At 72.2% G+C, this 20924-nt stretch carries 20 protein-coding genes; 19 read left to right on the top strand and 1 reads right to left on the bottom strand.

Features of this window, described 5'->3' with window-relative positions; translation table 11 throughout:
- Positions 1 to 96: 96 nt before the first annotated feature.
- The 11 genes from mltG to nusB all read left to right on the top strand — a co-directional run bounded on the left by mltG (position 97) and on the right by nusB (position 9861).
- Positions 97 to 1839 carry an endolytic transglycosylase MltG gene (gene mltG / locus ACWDVG_RS11885; RefSeq protein ID WP_451698645.1) on the top strand — a complete coding sequence of 581 codons (1743 nt, stop codon included), beginning with the start codon at positions 97 to 99 and terminating at the stop codon, positions 1837 to 1839.
- Positions 1823 to 2665 (top strand): shikimate dehydrogenase, encoded by an 843-nt coding sequence (locus ACWDVG_RS11880; protein WP_451698643.1) that lies wholly within the window; start codon positions 1823 to 1825, stop codon positions 2663 to 2665. The genes mltG and ACWDVG_RS11880 overlap by 17 nt, the downstream gene beginning before the upstream one ends.
- 133 nt (positions 2666 to 2798) lie before the next feature.
- A complete protein-coding gene (locus ACWDVG_RS11875) occupies positions 2799 to 3032 on the top strand; it encodes a hypothetical protein (protein ID WP_451698641.1) in 234 nt (77 codons plus the stop codon).
- 114 nt (positions 3033 to 3146) lie between these two features.
- Complete coding sequence (aroC, locus tag ACWDVG_RS11870) at positions 3147 to 4331, top strand: chorismate synthase (RefSeq protein WP_451698639.1); 1185 nt, start codon at positions 3147 to 3149, stop codon at positions 4329 to 4331.
- Positions 4328 to 4846: a shikimate kinase gene (locus tag ACWDVG_RS11865; RefSeq protein WP_451698637.1), complete on the top strand. Its 519-nt coding sequence runs from the start codon at positions 4328 to 4330 to the stop codon at positions 4844 to 4846. The genes aroC and ACWDVG_RS11865 overlap by 4 nt, the downstream gene beginning before the upstream one ends.
- Positions 4843 to 5940, top strand: a complete 1098-nt coding sequence (aroB, locus tag ACWDVG_RS11860) for a 3-dehydroquinate synthase (protein ID WP_451698635.1) — start codon at positions 4843 to 4845, stop codon at positions 5938 to 5940. The genes ACWDVG_RS11865 and aroB overlap by 4 nt, the downstream gene beginning before the upstream one ends.
- Positions 5937 to 6392, top strand: a complete 456-nt coding sequence (aroQ, locus tag ACWDVG_RS11855; protein ID WP_451698633.1) for a type II 3-dehydroquinate dehydratase — start codon at positions 5937 to 5939, stop codon at positions 6390 to 6392. The genes aroB and aroQ overlap by 4 nt, the downstream gene beginning before the upstream one ends.
- A 288-nt stretch (positions 6393 to 6680) precedes the next feature.
- Entirely contained in the window at positions 6681 to 7589 is a 909-nt protein-coding gene (locus ACWDVG_RS11850) for an AAA family ATPase (protein WP_451698631.1), read from the top strand.
- Positions 7590 to 7692: 103 nt separating this feature from the next.
- Positions 7693 to 8805, top strand: coding sequence for an aminopeptidase P family protein (locus tag ACWDVG_RS11845; protein ID WP_451698629.1), 1113 nt, complete (start codon positions 7693 to 7695; stop codon positions 8803 to 8805).
- 49 nt (positions 8806 to 8854) lie between these two features.
- Positions 8855 to 9421, top strand: a complete 567-nt coding sequence (efp, locus tag ACWDVG_RS11840) for an elongation factor P (RefSeq protein WP_451698627.1) — start codon at positions 8855 to 8857, stop codon at positions 9419 to 9421.
- A 2-nt stretch (positions 9422 to 9423) separates the two neighbouring features.
- Entirely contained in the window at positions 9424 to 9861 is a 438-nt protein-coding gene (nusB, locus tag ACWDVG_RS11835) for a transcription antitermination factor NusB (RefSeq protein ID WP_451698625.1), read from the top strand.
- Positions 9862 to 10027: 166 nt separating this feature from the next.
- Here the strand turns inward: nusB and bldD are convergent, their stop codons facing one another.
- Positions 10028 to 10528, bottom strand: a complete 501-nt coding sequence (gene bldD / locus ACWDVG_RS11830; protein WP_266489365.1) for a transcriptional regulator BldD — start codon at positions 10526 to 10528, stop codon at positions 10028 to 10030.
- A gap of 246 nt (positions 10529 to 10774) precedes the next feature.
- On the opposite strand from bldD, the gene pyrR reads away from it, so the two are divergent.
- From pyrR to pyrF, 8 genes are all read left to right on the top strand, one after another.
- Positions 10775 to 11341 carry a bifunctional pyr operon transcriptional regulator/uracil phosphoribosyltransferase PyrR gene (gene pyrR, locus ACWDVG_RS11825; RefSeq protein ID WP_451698622.1) on the top strand — a complete coding sequence of 189 codons (567 nt, stop codon included), beginning with the start codon at positions 10775 to 10777 and terminating at the stop codon, positions 11339 to 11341.
- Positions 11342 to 11424: 83 nt separating this feature from the next.
- Complete coding sequence (locus ACWDVG_RS11820; protein WP_451698620.1) at positions 11425 to 12402, top strand: aspartate carbamoyltransferase catalytic subunit; 978 nt, start codon at positions 11425 to 11427, stop codon at positions 12400 to 12402.
- Positions 12403 to 12404: 2 nt separating this feature from the next.
- On the top strand, positions 12405 to 13691 hold the full coding sequence (locus ACWDVG_RS11815; protein WP_451698618.1) for a dihydroorotase: 1287 nt from the start codon (positions 12405 to 12407) through the stop codon (positions 13689 to 13691).
- Entirely contained in the window at positions 13688 to 14266 is a 579-nt protein-coding gene (locus ACWDVG_RS11810; RefSeq protein WP_451698616.1) for a PH-like domain-containing protein, read from the top strand. Before ACWDVG_RS11815 ends, ACWDVG_RS11810 begins: the two co-directional genes overlap by 4 nt.
- Positions 14263 to 15405, top strand: coding sequence for a glutamine-hydrolyzing carbamoyl-phosphate synthase small subunit (gene carA / locus ACWDVG_RS11805; protein WP_451698614.1), 1143 nt, complete (start codon positions 14263 to 14265; stop codon positions 15403 to 15405). The genes ACWDVG_RS11810 and carA overlap by 4 nt, the downstream gene beginning before the upstream one ends.
- Positions 15398 to 18706 carry a carbamoyl-phosphate synthase large subunit gene (gene carB, locus ACWDVG_RS11800; protein ID WP_451698613.1) on the top strand — a complete coding sequence of 1103 codons (3309 nt, stop codon included), beginning with the start codon at positions 15398 to 15400 and terminating at the stop codon, positions 18704 to 18706. The genes carA and carB overlap by 8 nt, the downstream gene beginning before the upstream one ends.
- A gap of 69 nt (positions 18707 to 18775) precedes the next feature.
- Positions 18776 to 19885, top strand: coding sequence for a quinone-dependent dihydroorotate dehydrogenase (locus ACWDVG_RS11795; RefSeq protein ID WP_451698877.1), 1110 nt, complete (start codon positions 18776 to 18778; stop codon positions 19883 to 19885).
- Entirely contained in the window at positions 19882 to 20751 is an 870-nt protein-coding gene (gene pyrF, locus ACWDVG_RS11790; protein WP_451698610.1) for an orotidine-5'-phosphate decarboxylase, read from the top strand. Before ACWDVG_RS11795 ends, pyrF begins: the two co-directional genes overlap by 4 nt.
- Positions 20752 to 20924: the final 173 nt, after the last annotated feature.

Raw genomic sequence — 20924 nt, 5'->3', positions numbered from 1 at the left:
ATACGGTAACGTTCCGCGCGATGCGGCGGTGTTCGAACAGCTGCCGTACAACGTAGAGGCGGATCGTCCGGAAGCCTCGCGGCTGTTTGGGGATCGATGACTGAGTATGGCCGGAGCCCGGGCTCCGAACCGTGGCACCCCACGGACCCCCTGTACGGGGACCAGGGGTGGGAGGGCCAGCAGCAGTACCACCAGCAGCCGCAGCAGATGCCCCAGGGCGGGCACGGCTACCAGGACCCGTACGGCCAGGGCTACGCGGGCGACCCGTACCAGCAGCAGCCGCAGGGGTACGTCGACCCGCAGCGGCAGTACCACCAGGAGCAGTACCAGCAGCAGTACCAGGAGCAGGCGCACCAGCAGCAGTACCAGCAGGCGTACGACCAGGAGCAGTACGGACGGACGGGGTACCCGGGCGACTACGACACGCCCGGGCACACCGGACAGCAGTACGACGGCCACTGGGAGACCGGCCAGGCGGCCATGCCCTACGGCGCGCCCCCGGCCGATCCGTACGGCGGCCAGAACCCCGACCTCTACGGCACCCCCGAGGCCTATCCGCCGCCCGAGCCGCCGGGCCGCCGCCGGCAGAACCCGCCGACGCCGGAGCCCGAACCGGAGCCGGAGCACGAGGAGGAGAACCACCCCTTCTTCACGGGGGACGACTCCGACGAGGGGTACGCCGAGGAGCCGGACAGCCGTGGGCGCGGCTCCCGCGGGGGCGGTGGCGACCGCGACCGCGAGCGCCGGAGCAAAGCAAAGAAACGCAAAGGCAAGAACGGTGTGGCCTGTCTCGTCGTGGCCCTCGTCCTCGCCGGTGGCGTCGGCGGCCTGGGCTATGTCGGCTACACCTTCTGGAAGGGCCAGTTCGGCGCGGCCCCCGACTTCGCGGGCACTGGCACCGGCGAGGTCCAGGTCGAGATCCCCAAGGCCGCGGGCGGCTACGAGATCGGCAACATCCTCAAGAAGGCGGGCGTGGTCAAGAGCGTCGACGCCTTCGTCTCGGCGCAGTCGAAGGACCCGCGGGGGCTCTCGATCCAGGCCGGCGTCTACACGCTGAAGAAGGAGATGTCGGCCGAGAGCGCCGTCAAGCTGCTGCTCGATCCGGTGAGCCAGTCGAACTTCATCATCCCCGAGGGCAAGCGCAACGCCTGGGTGTACGAGAAGCTGGACGAGCGTCTGGGTCTGGAGCCGGGCAGCACCAAGGAGATCGCGGTCGCAAACGCCGACTCCCTCGGCCTGCCCGACTGGGCGAAGAACCACGACGACCTCAAGGACCCGCTGGAGGGCTTCCTCTTCCCGGCGAGCTACCCCGTCGCCAAGGGCACCAAGCCCGAGGACGCGCTCCGGAAGATGGTCAGCCGCGCCAACCAGGAGTACGCGAAGCTGGAGCTGGACGCGAAGGCGCGGTCGCTCGGCCTCACGGGGGCCTGGGACCTGGTCACCGTCGCGAGCCTGGTCCAGGCGGAGGGCAAGACCCACGACGACTTCCGCAAGATGGCGGAGGTCATCTACAACCGCCTGCAGCCCGACAACTTCGAGACCAACCAGCGGCTCCAGTTCGACTCGACCCTGAACTACCTGAAGGGTCAGAGCGAGATCAAGATCTCGGAGAAGGAAGCCAACAGCAACACCGACCCGTACAACACGTACCGGCACAAGGGGCTCCCGCCCGGCCCGATCGGCAACCCCGGCAACGTGGCCCTCGCCGCCGCGCTCGACCCGACGAAGGACGGCTGGATCTACTTCGTCGCCACCGACGGCATGAACAAGACGGAGTTCGCCAAGACGCTGGCGGAGCACGAGAGGCTGAGGGACAAGTTCAATGCCAACACGGACTAGCGAGACGGGCCGGCGCGCCGCGGTCCTCGGTTCGCCGATCGCGCACTCGCTCTCCCCGGTGCTGCACCGGGCCGCGTACGCCGAGCTCGGCCTCGACGACTGGTCGTACGAGCGCTTCGAGGTCGACGAGGCCGCGCTGCCCGGCTTCGTGGGCGAGCTCGACGCGAGCTGGGCCGGACTGTCGCTGACCATGCCGCTCAAGCGGGCGATCATCCCGCTGCTCGACGAGGTCAGCGACACGGCCGCCTCCGTCGAGGCCGTCAACACCGTCGTCCTCCGCGAGGACGGACGCCGGGTCGGCGACAACACCGACATCCCCGGCATGATCGCCGCCCTGCGCGAGCGGGGCGTCGAGAAGGTGGAGTCGGCGGCGATCCTCGGCGCCGGTGCCACCGCCTCCTCCGCCCTCGCCGCGCTCGCCCGCGTCTGCGCCGGTCCCGTCACCGCGTACGTACGCAGCGAGGCCCGGGCCGAGGAGATGCGCGGCTGGGGCGAGCGGCTCGGCGTCGTCGTGCACACCGCCGCCTGGGACGACGCGGCCGAGGCGCTGGCCGCGCCGCTGGTGATCGCCACCACGCCGGCCGGCACCACCAACGCCCTCGCCGCCGCCGTCCCCGACCGCGTCGGCACGCTCTTCGACGTCCTGTACGACCCCTGGCCGACCGCCCTCGCGGCGGCCTGGTCCGACCGCGCGGGCAAGGTCGTCGGCGGCCTCGACCTCCTCGTCCACCAGGCCGTGCTCCAGGTCGAGCAGATGACGGGCGTCCCGAAGGCCCCGCTCGCGGCGATGCGCGCGGCGGGCGAACAGGCACTGGCGGCCCGCTAGACACCCCCGGGGAGAGCCCCGCCAGGGCCCCGGCCGGACCACCTCCTGGAGCCCGGCCAGGGCCCCGGCGGAGCGCCGACCGAGGCTCGGTAGTCTTCCCCTCCGTATCGAGCGGAGCACGGGGGGAACAGCGATGGGCACGGCTGGAGAAACGGTCCTGGCGTCCCGGTGGGACGCCGCCGGCGACATCGCGCGCCTGATCTTCGCGGCCGTCTTCGACAACCTGCCCGAATGGATCAGGTACCCGCTGCTCGCGGTCGCCGCCGCCTTGATCGTCCACCTCGTCCTGGGCTGGTTGCGGAAACGGTCCGGCACGCCCGCCGAGGAGGACCGGGCCGCCCACAGGAGCGAGACGGACGTCCGATAGCTGGACCGGAGACCGGACGCACGCCCCGGACGTGGGAGGATCAGGAGCGGCGGGCCAGGGCCGCGCACCCGGCCGCGTCGTCGCAGTGCCCAGGCGCGAGCATGAGGAGCATCGTTGAGCAGGTTGCGTTGGCTGACCGCTGGGGAGTCCCACGGACCCGCGCTGGTCGCGACCCTTGAGGGTCTTCCGGCCGGTGTCCCGGTCACCACTGAGCTGGTGGCCGACCACCTCGCACGCCGCCGCCTCGGCTATGGACGCGGCGCCCGGATGAAGTTCGAGCAGGACGAGATCACCTTCCTCGGCGGGGTCCGCCACGGGCTCTCCCTCGGCTCCCCGATCGCCGTCATGGTCGGCAACACCGAGTGGCCCAAGTGGGAGAAGGTCATGTCGGCCGACCCGGTCGACCCGTCCGAGCTCAAGGAGACCGGCCGCAACGCGCCGCTGACCCGGCCCCGGCCCGGTCACGCCGACCTCGCCGGCATGCAGAAGTACGGCTTCGACGAGGCCCGGCCCATCCTGGAGCGCGCCAGCGCCCGCGAGACCGCCGCCCGTGTCGCCCTCGGCGCCGTCGCCCGCTCCTTCCTCAAGGAGGCCGCGGGCATCGAGATCGTCAGCCACGTCGTCGAGCTGGCCGCCGCCAAGGCGCCGTACGGCGTCTACCCGACCCCCGCCGACGTCGAGAAGCTCGACGCCGACCCGGTCCGCTGCCTCGACGCCGACGCGTCGAAGGCGATGGTCGCCGAGATCGACCAGGCCCACAAGGACGGCGACACCCTCGGCGGCGTCGTCGAGGTCCTCGCCTACGGCGTCCCCGTCGGCCTCGGCTCGCACGTCCACTGGGACCGGCGCCTCGACGCCCGGCTCGCCGCCGCCCTCATGGGCATCCAGGCCATCAAGGGCGTCGAGGTCGGCGACGGCTTCGAGCTGGCCCGCGTGCCCGGCTCGAAGGCCCACGACGAGATCGTGAAGACCGACGAGGGCATCCGCCGCACCTCCGGCCGCTCCGGCGGCACCGAGGGCGGCCTCACCACCGGCGAACTGCTCCGCGTCCGCGCGGCGATGAAGCCGATCGCGACCGTCCCGCGCGCCCTCGCCACCGTCGACGTCGTCACCGGCGAGGCCGCGGCCGCCCACCACCAGCGCTCCGACGTCTGCGCCGTCCCGGCCGCCGGCATCGTCGCCGAGGCCATGGTCGCGCTCGTGCTCGCCGACGCCGTCCTGGAGAAGTTCGGCGGCGACTCGGTCCCCGAGACCCGCCGCAACGTGCGGTCGTACCTCGACAACCTCCACATCCGGTGACCGGCGGACCGCTGGTCGTCCTCGTCGGACCGATGGGCTCCGGCAAGTCCACGGTGGGCGCGCTCCTCGCCGAACGGCTCGGCGCGCCCTACCGGGACACCGACGCCGACATCGTCGCCGCCGAGGGCCGGGAGATCTCCGACATCTTCGTCGAGGACGGCGAGGAGCACTTCCGGGCCCTGGAGCGGGCGGCCGTCGCCGCGGCCGTCGCCGAACACGAGGGCGTCCTCGCCCTCGGCGGCGGCGCCGTCCTCGACGACGACACCCGCGCCCTGCTCGCCGGCCTGCCCGTCGCGTACCTCTCGATGGACGTCGAGGAAGCCGTACGCCGGGTCGGGCTCAACACCGCGCGGCCGCTGCTCGCCGTCAACCCGCGCCGCCAGTGGCGCGAGCTGATGGAGGCGCGCCGCCACCTGTACACCGAAGTCGCAACGGTCGTCGTCGCCACCGACGAGCGGACCCCCGAAGAGGTCGCCCAGGCGGTCCTCGACGCACTGGAGCTGAAGGACGTATGACGGACCAGGACCAGGTGACCCGCATCCCCGTCGGAGGCAGCGCGGGCACGGAGCCGTACGAGGTGCTGGTCGGCCGGCAGCTGCTCGGCGAACTGCCCTCGCTCATCGGCCCGCAGGCCAAGCGGGTCGCGGTCATCCACCCGGAGGCGCTGGCCGAGACCGGCGAGGCGCTCCGCGAGGACCTCGCCGACCAGGGCTACGAGGCCGTCGCCATCCAGGTGCCGAACGCCGAGGAGGCGAAGACCGCCGAGGTCGCCGCGTACTGCTGGAAGGCGCTCGGCCAGACCGGCTTCACCCGCACCGACGTCATCGTCGGCGTCGGCGGCGGCGCCACCACCGACCTGGCCGGCTTCGTCGCCGCGACCTGGCTGCGGGGCGTCCGCTGGATCGCCGTGCCGACCACGGTCCTCGCCATGGTCGACGCGGCCGTCGGCGGCAAGACCGGCATCAACACCGCCGAGGGCAAGAACCTGGTCGGCGCGTTCCACCCGCCGGCCGGCGTCCTCTGCGACCTCGCCGCGCTCGACTCGCTGCCCGTGCACGACTACGTCAGCGGGCTCGCCGAGATCATCAAGGCCGGCTTCATCGCCGACCCGGTCATCCTGGACCTCGTCGAGGAGGACCCGCAGGCGGCCCGTACGCCCGCGGGGCGGCACACCGCCGAGCTGATCGTCCGGTCGATCAAGGTGAAGGCCGAGGTCGTCTCCGGCGACCTCAAGGAGGCCGGCCGCCGCGAGATCCTCAACTACGGCCACACGCTCGCCCACGCCATCGAGAAGAACGAGCGGTACAAGTGGCGGCACGGCGCCGCCGTCTCCGTCGGCATGGTCTTCGCCGCCGAGCTGGGCCGGCTCGCCGGCCGCCTCGACGACGCCACCGCCGACCGGCACCGCACCGTCCTGGAGGCCGTCGGCCTGCCGCTGACGTACCGCGGCGACCAGTGGCCGAATCTCCTGGAGACGATGAAGGTGGACAAGAAGTCCCGCGGCGACCTGCTGCGCTTCATCGTGCTCGACGGGCTCGGCAAGCCGACCGTCCTGGAGGGCCCCGACCCGGCCGTCCTGGTCGCGGCCTACGGCGAGGTGTCCGCGTGAGCGAGCCGCGCCGCGTCCTCGTGCTGAACGGCCCGAACCTGGGCCGGCTCGGCTCCCGCGAGCCCGACATCTACGGCGCGACCTCCTACAAGGGGCTCGTCGAGTCCTGCCGGAGCCTCGGCGCGGAGCTCGGCTTCGACGTCGAGGTCCGGGAGACGAACGACGAGGGCGAGATGATCCGCTGGCTCCACGAGGCCGCGGACGGTTCGGTCCCCGTGGTGATCAACCCCGGGGCGTTCACGCACTACTCGTACGGGATGCGGGACGCGGCCGCGCAGCGGACCGCCCCGCTGATCGAGGTGCACATCTCGAACCCGTACGCCCGCGAGGAGTTCCGGCACACCTCGGTCGTCGCGGCCGTGGCGACCGGGACCGTCGCCGGGTTCGGCATCGGCTCCTACCGGCTGGCGCTGCGGGCGCTCGCCGAGGAGCTGGAGCGGTCGGCCGGCTGAGACGCGCCGCGCCCGGGGGCCGCCGGGCGGGCTCCGGGGCACCCGGTTTGGTGCGACAGGGGCCGGGGCAGGCGGGTGGGGGCGGTACCCGGCCCGACTCGCGACGTCCCCGGCGGGCGGCCCCGAGGCCGGTACCGGCGGGCTCCGGGGCCCCCGATCGGGCCGGGCGGGCACGTGGGAGCGGTCCCGTCCGTTCCCCCTGTGGGGGGCCGGGGCGGTAACGTTCCGCCGACCCCGGGAAAGCCGGGAGACCGGAAACAGCAGTCGTACGGGACGGAGTGGCGCCGGATGCAGCACGCAGTGGGGGGTCCGCTGCCACCGCCCGAACAGCAGGGCAGCGCGAGCGGGGCGGCGGGCGGCGCGCCGCAGGCCGGAGCGCGGCTCGGCGTGCACCCCGCACTCCAGCCGGGCGGCCACCGGCCCCCGCACGCGCCCCCGCCCCCTCCGCCGTCCGGCGCGCCGAGCCCCGGCGCGCCCGGCTGGGGCGCCCCCGGAGCCGTACCCCCGGCGGCACCGCCCGCCGTTTCTCCGGTAGCGCCGCCGTCCATGCCGCCGCACCACGCCGACGTCGTGACGGGCCAGGTCCCGGCGGCTCCGGGACCGCTGACGCCCCCCGTCGAGCACGGCGCGGGCACCGGGAGCGCCACCCTCGCCGTCCTGCTCATCGGCCCCGCCGGGGCGGGCAAGACGACCGTCGCCCGGCACTGGGCCCAGCGGCGGCGCGTCCCCACCGCGCACGTCAGCCTCGACGACGTCCGCGAATGGGTCTGCTCCGGCTTCGCCGACCCCCAGTCCGGATGGAACGAGAACTCCGAGGCGCAGTACCGGCTCGCCCGCCGCACCTGCGGCTTCGCCGCGCGCAACTTCCTCGCCAACGGCATCTCCTGCATCCTCGACGACGCCGTCTTCCCCGACCGGCCCGTCGTCGGCCTCGGCGGCTGGAAGCGGCACGTCGGCCCCGGCCTGCTCCCCGTCGTGCTCCTGCCCGGCCTGGAGATCGTCCTGGAGCGCAACGCCGAGCGCAGCGGCAACCGGCGCCTCTCCGACGAGGAGGTCGCCGCGATCCACGGCCGGATGGCCGGTTGGTACGGCTCGGGCCTGCCGATCATCGACAACTCCACGTACGACGTCGAGACCACCGCCCGCGTCCTCGACGAGGTCCTGGCCCGCGCGATAGCGAGCCCGCCCGCCTGGTGAAGCGCTCCGTCCCCTCCGTCCCCGTCCGGCCGCGTCGGCCGGGCGGGCCCGGTCGGCCCCGTAGAACAGGCCGGAGCGGGCGGCGGCTCGTAGGCTCGAAAGCATGTCAGAGGTGTATGCGGACCGCCGCGTACGGCTGCGCGACAGGTGCGCGGCCGCGGGCAGCCCGGCGGCCCTGGTCTCCCGCCCCGCCAACGTCCGCTATCTCGCGGGCGGTTCGCCCCCCGGGGCCGTCCTCCTCGTCGGCCCCGAGCCCGACGCGGACGTGCTGCTCTGCCCCACCGCCCCCGGCGGCGAACCCGCCGACGGACGGCTCGACGAGATGCTCCGGCAGCAGGTGATCCCCCTCGGGGGAGGGGACCCGGCCGTCGCCGCCGTCGACCTCGCCCGGCGGGCGGGCGCCGACGCCCTCGCCGTCGAGGAGCACGACCTCACCGTGGCCCGGCACCGCGCCATGGGCGCCGTCGTCCCCGCCCTGCGCCTCGCCGACCTCGCCTGCGCCGTCGAGCAGCTGAGGATCGTCAAGGACGAGGACGAGATCGCCTGTCTGAGGATCGCCGCCGAGATCGCCGACCAGGCCCTCGGTGAACTCCTGGAGTCCATCCTCGTCGGCAGGACCGAGCGCCACCTCGCCCTGGAGCTGGAGCGACGGCTCGTCGACCACGGCGCGGACGGCGCCGCCTTCCCCACCTCCGTCGCCACCGGCCCGCACTCCGGCCGCCGGGGCCACCGGCCCACCGACCGGCGCGTCGAGGAGGGCGACTTCCTCTCCGTCTGCCTCGGCGCCGACTACCGCGGCTACCGCTGCGAGATCGGCCGGACCTTCGTCATCGGCACGGCGCCCGCCGACTGGCAGATCGAGCTGTACGAACTCGTCTTCGCCGCTCAGCGGGCCGGCCGGGAGTCCCTCGTGCCGGGCGCCGGATACCGCGACGTGGACCGCGCGGCCCGGCAGATCCTCGACGCCGCGGGCCACGGGGAGACGGCGGTCCCGCTCACCGGGCACGGTGTGGGGCTCGAAATCGACGAGGACCCGCAGCTCTCACCCTCGGCCATGGGTAAACTGGACGCTTGTGTGCCGGTCACCGTCGAACCGGGGGTCCACCTCCCGGGCCGGGGCGGGGTCCGGATCGATGACACGCTCGTCGTACGCCAGGAGGCGGACGGCGGACCCGAGCTACTCACCATTACGACCAAGGAGCTGCTCGCGCTGTAAGGCGCGCACGCCTCCCCGGTCCCACGTCAGTCCAGGAGATTCCGCAACCGTGGCTTCCACGAACGACCTCAAGAACGGCATGGTGCTCAAGCTCGAAGGCGGCCAGCTCTGGTCCGTCGTCGAGTTCCAGCACGTCAAGCCCGGCAAGGGCCCGGCCTTCGTGCGCACCAAGCTCAAGAACGTCATGTCCGGCAAGGTCGTCGACAAGACCTTCAACGCGGGCGTGAAGGTCGAGACGGCCACCATCGACCGCCGCGACATGCAGTTCTCCTACATGGACGGCGAGTACTTCGTCTTCATGGACATGGAGACCTACGACCAGCTGCACGTCGACAAGAAGGCCGTCGGCGACGCCGCCAACTTCCTCATCGAGGGCTTCACCGCGTCGGTCGCGCGCCACGAGGGCGAGGTGCTCTACGTCGAGCTCCCGGCCGCCGTCGTCCTGACGATCGAGCACACCGACCCGGGCGTCCAGGGCGACCGCTCCACCGGTGGCACCAAGCCCGCCAAGCTGGAGACCGGCCACGAGATCCAGGTCCCGCTCTTCGTCACCACCGGTGAGAAGGTCAAGGTCGACACCCGCACCAGCGACTACCTCGGCCGGGTGAACGACTAACCGTGGCCGCCCGGAGCAAGGCCCGCAGGAGGGCCTTCCAGATCCTGTTCGAGGCCGACCAGCGCGGTGCCTCCGTGCAGGAGGTCCTCGCCGACCAGGTGCGGCACGCGCGGTCCGACGACCGCCAGCCGCCGGTGAACGAGTTCACCATGCAGCTGGTCGAGGGGTACGCGTCGCACGTCGCGCGCATCGACGAGCTCATCGCCACCTACGCGGTGGACTGGGAGCTCGACCGGATGCCGGTCGCCGACCGGAACATCGTGCGCCTCGGCGCGTACGAGCTGATCTGGGAGGACGGCACGCCGGACGCGGTCGCGATCGACGAGGCCGTGCAGCTCGCCAAGGAGTTCTCCACGGACGAGTCCCCGACCTTCGTCAACGGTCTGCTGGCGCGCTTCAAGGACCTGAAGCCGCGTCTGCGCCGGGACGTCGAGGCCTAGTCCTCCACCGCCACCGGCAGTCGAAGGGGCCCACAGCACTCGGGGTGCTGCGGGCCCCTTCGTGTGTCCGGATGCGCGAACGGGGACGGAAAAGGCGCCGGGCCCGTGGCGTCGGATGACGTCCACGGGCCCGGCGGCACGTTTCTGCAGAGGAACCGCGGGGCGGTCAGCCCTCCTCGTGGGTGACCGCGCGACGCGCGTCCGCGTCGAGCACGCCCCAGCTGATCAGCTGCTCGGTCAGGACCGAGGGCGACTGGTCGTAGATGACGGCGAGCGTGCGCAGGTCGTCCTGGCGGATCGACAGCACCTTGCCGTTGTAGTCGCCGCGCTGCGACTGGATCGTCGCGGCGTAGCGCTGGAGGGGGCCGGCCTTCTCCTGCGGGACGTGGGCGAGGCGCTCCAGGTCCAGGACCAGCTTCGGCGGCGGCTCGGCGGCGCCGCCCGGGGTCGTGCCCGGCAGCAGCTCCTGCACCGGCACCCCGTAGAAGTCCGCGAGCTCCGCCAGGCGCTGCACGGTCACCGCGCGGTCGCCGCGCTCGTACGAGCCGACCACGACGGCCTTCCAGCGGCCCTGGGACTTCTCCTCCACCCCGTGGAGGGAAAGACCCTGCTGGGTGCGGATGGCGCGGAGTTTGGCCCCGAGCTGCTTTGCGTATTCGCTGGACATAACGCTCCCGGACGCTGTGACGACATGCGGCTGCGCCGCGCGGCTGGTAACTCACTGTGAGGTTACGCAGCGTTACTCTTTCCCGTCAAGCCGAACGGTCGGTACCGCCCCCTCCCGGGGGACGGCACACCGCGCGGCGACGGGGGTGTGACCAGGGCACTCGTCCACCCCTGGTAGAGTCGAGGACGCAATTCCGACGTCCTTTAAGATCCGTCCCGTGAGGCGGAGAAGGAGGTCCGTTTTCACATGGACGCACAGCAGCACACCGATGTGGCCAGGCCCGTTCTCGAGGCCCCCGACATCGCGCGGGTTCTCACCCGCATCGCCCACGAGATCGTCGAGCGCGCCAAGGGCGCCGACGACGTGGTCCTCCTCGGCATTCCCACCCGCGGCGTCTTCCTCGCCCGGCGGCTCGCCGACAAGCTCGCATCGATCACCGGCGCCACGATCCCGGTCGGCTCGCTCGACATCACCATGTACCGCGACGACCTGCGGATGAAGCCCGCCCGCGCCATCGGCCGCACCGAGATCCCCGGTGACGGCGTCGACGGCCGCCTCGTCGTCCTCGTCGACGACGTGCTCTTCTCCGGTCGCACCATCCGCGCCGCCCTCGACGCCCTCGGCGACATCGGCCGCCCCCGCGCGGTCCAGCTCGCCGTCCTCGTCGACCGCGGCCACCGCGAACTCCCGATCCGCGCCGACTACGTCGGAAAGAACCTCCCCACGTCGCTGCGGGAGACGGTCAAGGTGCAGCTCGCCGAGGAGGACGGCCGCGACACCGTGCTGCTCGGCAGCAAGCCCGCCTCCTCCTAGCCGGACCGGCCATCCCGCCGGGGCCCGGGGCACCCCCGCGCCCCCGCACGCCCGCACACTCCCCACTCCGGAGAGAAACCCCGATGATGCGTCACCTCATCTCGGCCGCCGACCTCACCCGCGACGACGCCGTCCTGATCCTCGACACCGCCGAGGAGATGGCCCGGGTGGCCGACCGGCCCATCAAGAAGCTCCCGACCCTGCGCGGCCGGACCATCTGCAACCTCTTCTTCGAGGACTCCACCCGGACCCGGATCTCCTTCGAGGCCGCCGAGAAGCGCCTCTCCGCCGACGTGATCAACTTCGCGGCCAAGGGCTCCAGCGTCTCCAAGGGCGAGTCCCTCAAGGACACCGCGCAGACCCTGGAGGCCATGGGCGTCGACGCGGTCGTCATCCGGCACAGCGCCTCCGGCGCCCCGTACCGCCTCGCCACCTCCGGCTGGATCGACGCCCCCGTGATCAACGCGGGCGACGGCACCCACCAGCACCCCACGCAGGCGCTCCTGGACGCCTTCACCATGCGTCGCCGCCTCGTCGGCCGCGACGCCGGCCTCGGCCAGGACCTCACGGGCAAGCGCATCACGATCGTCGGCGACGTCCTGCACAGCCGCGTCGCCCGCTCCAACGTCGACCTGCTGCACACCCTCGGCGCCGAGGTCACCCTGGTCGCCCCGCCCACCCTCGTCCCCGTCGGCGTCGAGACCTGGCCGTGCGAGATCTCGTACGACCTCGACAGCGTGCTGCCGAAGTCCGACGCGGTGATGATGCTGCGTGTGCAGCGCGAGCGGATGAACGCCGCCTTCTTCCCGACCGAGCGCGAGTACTCGCGCCGGTACGGGCTCGACGGCCACCGGATGGCGAAGATGCCCGAGCACGCCGTCGTCATGCACCCCGGTCCCATGGTCCGCGGCATGGAGATCACCGCCGAGGTCGCCGACTCCGACCGCTGCACGGTCGTCGAGCAGGTCGCCAACGGCGTCTCCATCCGCATGGCCGTCCTCTACCTGCTGCTCGGTGGCTCCGAGCCCGCCCACGTCACCCGTACCGAGGAGAGCAAGTAACCATGAGCAAGATCCTTATCCGCGGTGCGCAGGTGCTCGGCGGCGACGTCCAGGACGTCCTGATCGACGGCGAGACCATCGCGCAGGTCGGCACAGGCCTCTCCGCCGAGGGCGCCACCGTCGTCGAGGCCGAGGGCCAGATCCTGCTGCCCGGCCTCGTCGACCTCCACACCCACCTGCGCGAGCCCGGCCGCGAGGACTCCGAGACCGTCCTCACCGGCACCCGCGCGGCCGCCACCGGCGGCTTCACCGCCGTCTTCGCCATGGCCAACACCTTCCCCGTCGCCGACACCGCCGGCGTCGTCGAGCAGGTCTACCGGCTCGGCAAGGAGTCCGGCTACTGCGACGTGCAGCCCATCGGCGCCGTCACCGTCGGCCTGGAGGGCAAGAAGCTCGCCGAGCTCGGCGCCATGCACGACTCCGCCGCAGGCGTCACCGTCTTCTCCGACGACGGCAAGTGCGTCGACGACGCCGTGATCATGCGCCGCGCCCTGGAGTACGTGAAGGCCTTCGGCGGCGTCGTCGCCCAGCACGCCCAGGAGCCCCGCCTCACCGAAGGCGCCCAGATGAACGAGGGCGTCGTCTCCGCGGAGCTCGGCCTCGGCGGCTGGCCCGCCGTCGCCGAGGAGTCGATCATCGCCCGCGACGTCCTCCTCGCCGAGCACGTCGGCTCCCGCGTACACATCTGCCACCTCTCCACCGCCGGCTCCGTCGAGATCGTCCGCTGGGCCAAGTCCCGCGGCATCGACGTCACCGCCGAGGTCACCCCCCACCACCTCCTCCTCACGGACGAGCTGGTCCGCTCGTACAACCCCGTCTACAAGGTCAACCCGCCGCTGCGCACCGAGCGTGACGTCCTGGCCCTGCGCGAGGCTCTCGCCGACGGCACCATCGACATCGTCGCCACCGACCACGCCCCGCACCCGCACGAGGACAAGGACTGCGAGTGGGCCGCGGCCGCCATGGGCATGGTCGGCCTGGAGACCGCCCTCTCCGTCGTCCAGCAGACGATGGTCGAGACCGGCCTCCTCGACTGGGCCGGCGTCGCCGACCGGATGTCCTTCGCCCCCGCGCGGATCGGACGGGCCACCGGCCACGGCCGCCCCGTCTCGGCAGGTGAGCCCGCGAACCTGACGCTGGTCGATCCGGCTTACCGTGGTGTCGTGGACCCCGCGGGCTTCGCCTCCCGCAGCCGCAACACCCCCTACGAGGGCCGCGAGCTGCCGGGGCGCGTCACCCACACCTTCCTGCGGGGCAGGGCAACGGTCATGGACGGGAAGCTGGCGTGACACCACTCATCACCATCGCCGCAGACGCTGCGGACCAGAAGTCGGCGGAGGTGACCGACTGGGCCGCGCGGCTCGGCTGGGTCGCCGGACTGCTCCTCTTCATCGCCTTCGTCTACTGGCTCATGCGCCAGGGATGGAAGTGGCGCGGCAGCCTCCAGTCGGACCTGCCCGAGCTCCCCACCGTGCCGGAGACGACCGGCGCGGCGACACTGACCCTCAGCGGGCGCTACCACGGGTCCACGACCGCCGGGCAGTGGCTCGACCGGATCGTCGCCCATGGCCTCGGCACCCGCAGCCGGGTCGAGCTCACGCTCACCGACGCCGGGATCTCGGTCGTACGCCCCGGGGCGAACGACTTCCTCATCCCGGCCGCCGCCCTGCGCGAGGCCCGCCTCGACAAGGGCATCGCCGGCAAGGTCCTCGCCGAGGGCGGACTGCTGGTCGTGACCTGGGCGCACGGCGACAAGCTGCTCGACTCCGGCTTCCGGTCCGACCGCGCGGCCGAGCACACGGCCTGGGTCGAGGCCATCAACTCCACGCACACCGAAACCACGACGGAAGGCATCGCGCGATGACGACCTCCACCAGGGGAGCCAGCAAGGTTCCCGCCGTACTCGTCCTGGAGGACGGCCGCACCTTCCGCGGCCGCGCCTACGGGGCCGTGGGGGAGACCTTCGGCGAGGCCGTGTTCTCCACCGGCATGTCCGGCTACCAGGAGACCCTCACCGACCCGTCGTACCACCGCCAGGTCGTGGTCATGACGGCCCCCCACGTCGGCAACACCGGCGTCAACGACGAGGACCCCGAGTCCGGCCGCATCTGGGTCTCCGGCTACGTCGTCCGCGACCCCGCCCGCGTCACCTCCAGCTGGCGCGCCACCCGCACCCTCGACGAGGAGCTGGAGCGCCAGGGCGTCGTCGGCATCTCCGGCATCGACACCCGCGCCCTCACCCGGCACCTCCGCGAGCGCGGCGCCATGCGCGTCGGCATCTTCTCCGGCGAGGCCGTCGCCCCCGACGGCGAGCTGCTCGCCCGCGTGCAGGCACAGCCCCAGATGAAGGGCGCGAACCTCTCCGCCGAGGTCGCCACCAAGGAGACGTACGTCGTCCCCGCGATCGGCGAGAAGAAGTTCACCGTCGCCGCCGTCGACCTCGGCATCAAGGGCATGACCCCGCACCGCATGGCCGAGCGCGGCATCGAGGTCCACGTCCTGCCCGCCACCGCCACCGCCGAGGACATCTACGCGGTCGACCCCGACGGCGTGTTCTTCTCGAACGGCCCCGGCGACCCCGCCACCGCCGACGGCCCCGTCGCCGTCATGCAGGCCGTCCTGGAGCGCCGGACGCCTCTCTTCGGCATCTGCTTCGGCAACCAGATCCTCGGCCGCGCCCTCGGCTTCGGCACCTACAAGCTGAAGTACGGCCACCGGGGCATCAACCAGCCCGTCCAGGACCGCACCACCGGCAAGGTCGAGGTCACCGCGCACAACCACGGCTTCGCCGTCGACGCGCCCCTCGACAAGGTCTCCGACACGCCCTACGGGCGCGCCGAGGTCTCCCACGTCTGCCTGAACGACAACGTCGTGGAGGGCCTGCAGCTGCTCGACCAGCCGGCCTTCTCCGTCCAGTACCACCCCGAGGCGGCCGCGGGCCCGCACGACGCCGCGTACCTCTTCGACCGTTTCGTATCCCTGATGGAGGCCGAGCGTGCCTAAGCGCACCGATATCCAGTCCGTCCTGGTCATCGGCTCCGGCCCGATCGTCATCGGCCAGGCCGCCGAGTTCGACTACTCCGGCACCCAGGCGTGCCGCATCCTCAAGGCCGAGGGCCTGCGGGTGATCCTGGTCAACTCCAACCCGGCCACGATCATGACCGACCCGGAGATCGCCGACGCCACCTACGTCGAGCCGATCACCCCCGAGTTCGTCGAGAAGATCATCGCCAAGGAGCGCCCCGACGCCCTCCTGCCCACCCTCGGCGGCCAGACCGCGCTCAACACCGCGATCTCCATGCACGAGCAGGGCGTCCTCGACAAGTACGGCGTCGAGCTCATCGGCGCCAACGTCGAGGCCATCCACAAGGGCGAGGACCGCGACCTCTTCAAGGGCGTCGTCGAGGCCGTCCGCGCCAAGATCGGCCACGGCGAGTCCGCCCGCTCGGTGATCTGCCACTCCATGGACGACGTCCTCAAGGGCGTCGAGACGCTCGGCGGCTACCCCGTCGTCGTCCGCCCCTCCTTCACCATGGGCGGCGCCGGCTCCGGCTTCGCCCACGACGAGGAGGAGCTGCGCCGCATCGCCGGCCAGGGCCTCACGCTCTCCCCGACCACCGAGGTGCTCCTGGAGGAGTCCATCCTCGGCTGGAAGGAGTACGAGCTGGAGCTGATGCGCGACAAGAACGACAACGTCGTGGTCGTCTGCTCCATCGAGAACTTCGACCCGATGGGCGTCCACACCGGTGACTCGATCACCGTCGCCCCGGCGATGACCCTCACCGACCGCGAGTACCAGCGCCTGCGCGACATCGGCATCGCGATCATCCGCGAGGTCGGCGTCGACACCGGCGGCTGCAACATCCAGTTCGCCGTCAACCCGGACGACGGCCGGATCATCGTCATCGAGATGAACCCGCGCGTCTCCCGCTCCTCGGCCCTCGCCTCCAAGGCCACCGGCTTCCCGATCGCCAAGATCGCCGCCCGGCTCGCCGTCGGCTACACGCTCGACGAGATCCCGAACGACATCACGGAGAAGACCCCGGCGTCCTTCGAGCCCACCCTCGACTACGTCGTCGTCAAGGCCCCCCGCTTCGCCTTCGAGAAGTTCCCCTCCGCCGACTCCACGCTGACCACGACCATGAAGTCGGTCGGCGAGGCCATGGCGATCGGCCGCAACTTCACCGAGGCCCTCCAGAAAGCCCTGCGCTCCCTGGAGAAGAAGGGCTCGCAGTTCGCCTTCACCGGCGAGCCCGGCGACAAGGCCGAGCTGCTCCGCGAGGCGGTCCGCCCCACCGACGGCCGCATCAACACCGTCATGCAGGCCATCCGCGCGGGCGCCACGCCCGAGGAGGTCTTCGACGCCACCAAGATCGACCCCTGGTTCGTCGACCAGCTCTTCCTGATCAAGGAGATCGCCGACGAGCTGGCCGCCGCCGACAAGCTGGAGCCGGAGCTGCTCGCCGAGGCCAAGCGCCACGGCTTCTCCGACGCCCAGATCGCCGAGATCCGCGGCCTGCGCGAGGACGTCGTCCGCGAGGTCCGCCACGCCCTCGGCGTCCGCCCGGTCTACAAGACGGTCGACACCTGCGCCGCCGAGTTCGCCGCCAAGACCCCGTACTTCTACTCCTCGTACGACGAGGAGAGCGAGGTCGCGCCGCGCGAGAAGCCCGCGGTGATCATCCTGGGCTCCGGCCCGAACCGCATCGGCCAGGGCATCGAGTTCGACTACTCCTGCGTCCACGCCTCCTTCGCGCTCAGCGACGCGGGCTACGAGACCGTGATGGTCAACTGCAACCCCGAGACCGTCTCCACCGACTACGACACCTCCGACCGGCTCTACTTCGAGCCGCTCACCCTGGAGGACGTCCTGGAGATCGTCCACGCCGAGTCCCTCGCGGGCCCGATCGCCGGCGTCGTCGTCCAGCTCGGCGGCCAGACCCCGCTCGGCCTGTCGCAGGCGCTCAAGGACAACGGCGTGCCGGTCGTCGGCACCTCCCCTGAGGCCATCCACGCCGCCGAGGACCGCGGCGCCTTCGGCCGCGTCCTCGCCGAGGCGGGCCTGCCCGCCCCCAAGCACGGCACCGCGACCACGTTCGCCGGCGCCAAGGCCATCGCCGACGAGATCGGCTACCCCGTCCTCGTGCGCCCCTCGTACGTGCTCGGCGGCCGCGGCATGGAGATCGTGTACGACGAGGCCCGCCTGGAGTCGTACATCGCCGAGTCCACCGAGATCAGCCCCACCCGGCCGGTCCTGGTCGACCGCTTCCTCGACGACGCCATCGAGATCGACGTCGACGCCCTCTACGACGGCGAGGAGCTCTACCTCGGCGGCGTCATGGAGCACATCGAGGAGGCCGGCATCCACTCCGGCGACTCGGCCTGCGCCCTGCCCCCGATCACCCTCGGCGGCTACGACATCAAGCGGCTGCGCGCCTCCACCGAGGCCATCGCCAAGGGCGTCGGCGTCCGCGGACTGATCAACATCCAGTTCGCCATGGCCGGTGACATCCTCTACGTCCTCGAGGCCAACCCGCGCGCCTCCCGGACCGTCCCCTTCACCTCGAAGGCGACCGCCGTGCCGCTCGCGAAGGCCGCCGCCCGCATCTCGCTCGGCGCCACCGTCGCCGAGCTGCGCGCCGAGGGCCTGCTGCCGAAGAACGGCGACGGCGGCACCCTGCCGTTCGACGCGCCGATCTCCGTCAAGGAGGCCGTGATGCCGTGGTCGCGCTTCCGCGACATCCACGGCCGCGGCGTGGACACCGTCCTCGGCCCGGAGATGCGCTCCACCGGCGAGGTCATGGGCATCGACTCGGTCTTCGGCACGGCCTACGCCAAGTCGCAGGCCGGCGCCTACGGCCCGCTGCCCACCAAGGGCCGCGCGTTCATCTCCGTCGCCAACCGCGACAAGCGCTCGATGATCTTCCCGGCCCGCGAGCTGGTCGCCCACGGCTTCGAGCTGATGGCCACCTCCGGCACCGCCGAGGTCCTCAAGCGCAACGGCATCAACGCCACCGTCGTCCGCAAGCTCAGCGAGGGCGAGGGCCCGAACGGCGAGAAGACGATCGTCCAGCTGATCCACGACGGCCAGGTCGACCTGATCGTCAACACCCCGTACGGCACCGGCGGCCGCCTCGACGGCTACGAGATCCGTACGGCGGCGGTCTCCCGCGGCGTCCCGTGCCTCACCACGGTCCAGGCGCTCGCCGCGGCCGTCCAGGGCATCGACGCCCTCAACCACGGAGACGTGGGCGTCCGCTCGCTCCAGGAGCACGCGGAGCACCTCACCGCGGCCCGCGACTAGCATCCCGTACGAGGAGGGGGACACCGGCAGACCTGCGGTGTCCCCCTCGTCATGACCTGGAGCGACAGCATGTACAAGTTCTTCTTCGACCTCGTCTTCAAGCGCATGGACCCCGAGAAGGCCCACTACCTGGCCTTCCGCTGGATCCGGCTCGCCGCCCGCACCCCCGTGCTGCGGACCTTCGTCGCGGCCGTCCTCGCCCCCCGGTACCGGGAGCTGCGCACCGAGGCCCTCGGCCTGCGGATGCACGGCCCCTTCGGCCTCGCGGCCGGCTTCGACAAGAACGCGGTCGCGATCGACGGCATGGCGATGCTCGGCTTCGACCACGTCGAGATCGGCACGGTGACCGGCGAGGCGCAGCCCGGCAACCCCAAGAAGCGGCTCTTCCGGCTGGTGCCGGACCGCGCCCTGATCAACCGCATGGGCTTCAACAACGAGGGCTCCGCCGCCGTCGCCGCCCGGCTCGCCGCCCGTACGCCGGTCTTCCGGACCGTCGTCGGCGTCAACATCGGCAAGACCAAGGTCGTGCCGGAGGCCGAGGCCGCCGCCGACTACGTGAAGTCCACGGAGCGGCTCGCCGCCCACGCCGACTACCTCGTCGTCAACGTCTCCTCGCCGAACACCCCCGGCCTGCGCAACCTCCAGGCCACCGAGTCGCTGCGTCCGCTGCTCACCGCGGTGCGCGAGGCCGCCGACCGCACGGTCACCGACCGCCGCGTCCCCCTCCTGGTCAAGATCGCCCCCGACCTCGCCGACGAGGACGTGGACGCCGTCGCCGACCTCGCCCTGGAGCTCGGCCTCGACGGCATCATCGCCACCAACACCACCATCGCCCGCGAGGGCCTCGGCCTCACGTCCGACCCGGCCCTGGTCAAGGAGACCGGCGGCCTCTCCGGGCGCCCCGTCAAGGAGCGCTCCCTGGAGGTCCTGCGCCGCCTGTACGCGCGCGTGGGCGACCGTCTGGTGCTCGTCGGCGTCGGCGGCGTCGAGAACGCCGAGGACGCCTGGCAGCGCATCCTCGCGGGCGCCACCCTGGTCCAGGGGTACAGCGCCTTCATCTACGAGGGACCGTTCTACGCCCGGGCGATCCACAAGGGCCTCGCCGCGCGCCTCGCGGCCTCGCCGTACGCCACGCTCGCCGAGGCCGTCGGCGCCGACCACCGAAAGGCCACCGCATGACCGTCCTCCCGTCGTCCGGCCAGCACCCCGCGCCGACGTCCTTCGGCGCCCGCCTGCGCACCGCCATGGACGAGCGCGGCCCGCTGTGCGTCGGCATCGACCCGCACGCCTCCCTCCTGGACTCCTGGGGCCTCGGCGACGACATCGCCGGCCTGGAGCGCTTCACCTTCACCGTCGTGGAGGCCCTCGCCGGCACCGTCGCCGTCTTCAAGCCGCAGGCCGCGTTCTTCGAGCGCTTCGGCTCGCGCGGCATCGCCGTCCTGGAGCGCGCCGTGGCCGACCTGCGGGCCGCGGGCGGTCTGGTCGTCATGGACGCCAAGCGCGGCGACATCGGCTCCACGATGGCCGCCTACGCCGAGACGTTCCTGCGCAAGGACGCCCCGCTCTTCTCCGACGCGCTCACGGTCTCCCCGTACCTCGGCTACGGCTCCCTGAAGCCGGCCGTCGACCTGGCCCGCGAGTCCGGCGCCGGTCTCTTCGTCCTCGCCCTCACCTCCAACCCGGAGGGCGCCGAGGTCCAGCGGGCCGTGCGGGAGGACGGGCGGACGATCGGCGCGACGATGCTCGCCCACCTCGCCGAGGAGAACGCGGGGGAGACCCCCATGGGCTCCTTCGGCGCGGTCGTCGGCGCCACCCTCGGCGACCTGTCCTCCTTCGACCTGGACATCAACGGTCCCCTCCTCGCCCCCGGCATCGGCGCCCAGGGCGCGACCCCGGCCGACCTCCCCGCCGTCTTCGGCGCGGCCGTCCGCAACGTCGTCCCGAACGTCAGCCGGGGCGTCCTGCGCAGCGGCCCGGACGCGGCCGCGCTCCGCGACGCCGCCGAGCGGTACGCGGACGAGATCCGGGCGGCCGTCGGCGCCTGATCGGCCGTCCGCGCAATCCCGCAGGTCGGAGCGGATCGGCCGGGTGCGGAGTGGTCCGTCTCACTCCTTGACGAAAACTTGGCCCAAAACCCGGTCGTTATGCCGGAAAAGTCCTGGTCGGTCGATGCTGACCAGGACTTTTCCGCTGTTCTCGCTGACTGGAGCGGCCTCGG

Source organism: Streptomyces sp. NPDC003327 (assembly GCF_053589515.1).
Note: the sequence above shows the minus strand (reverse complement) of the source record. Positions and strands in the feature narration are given on the sequence as shown.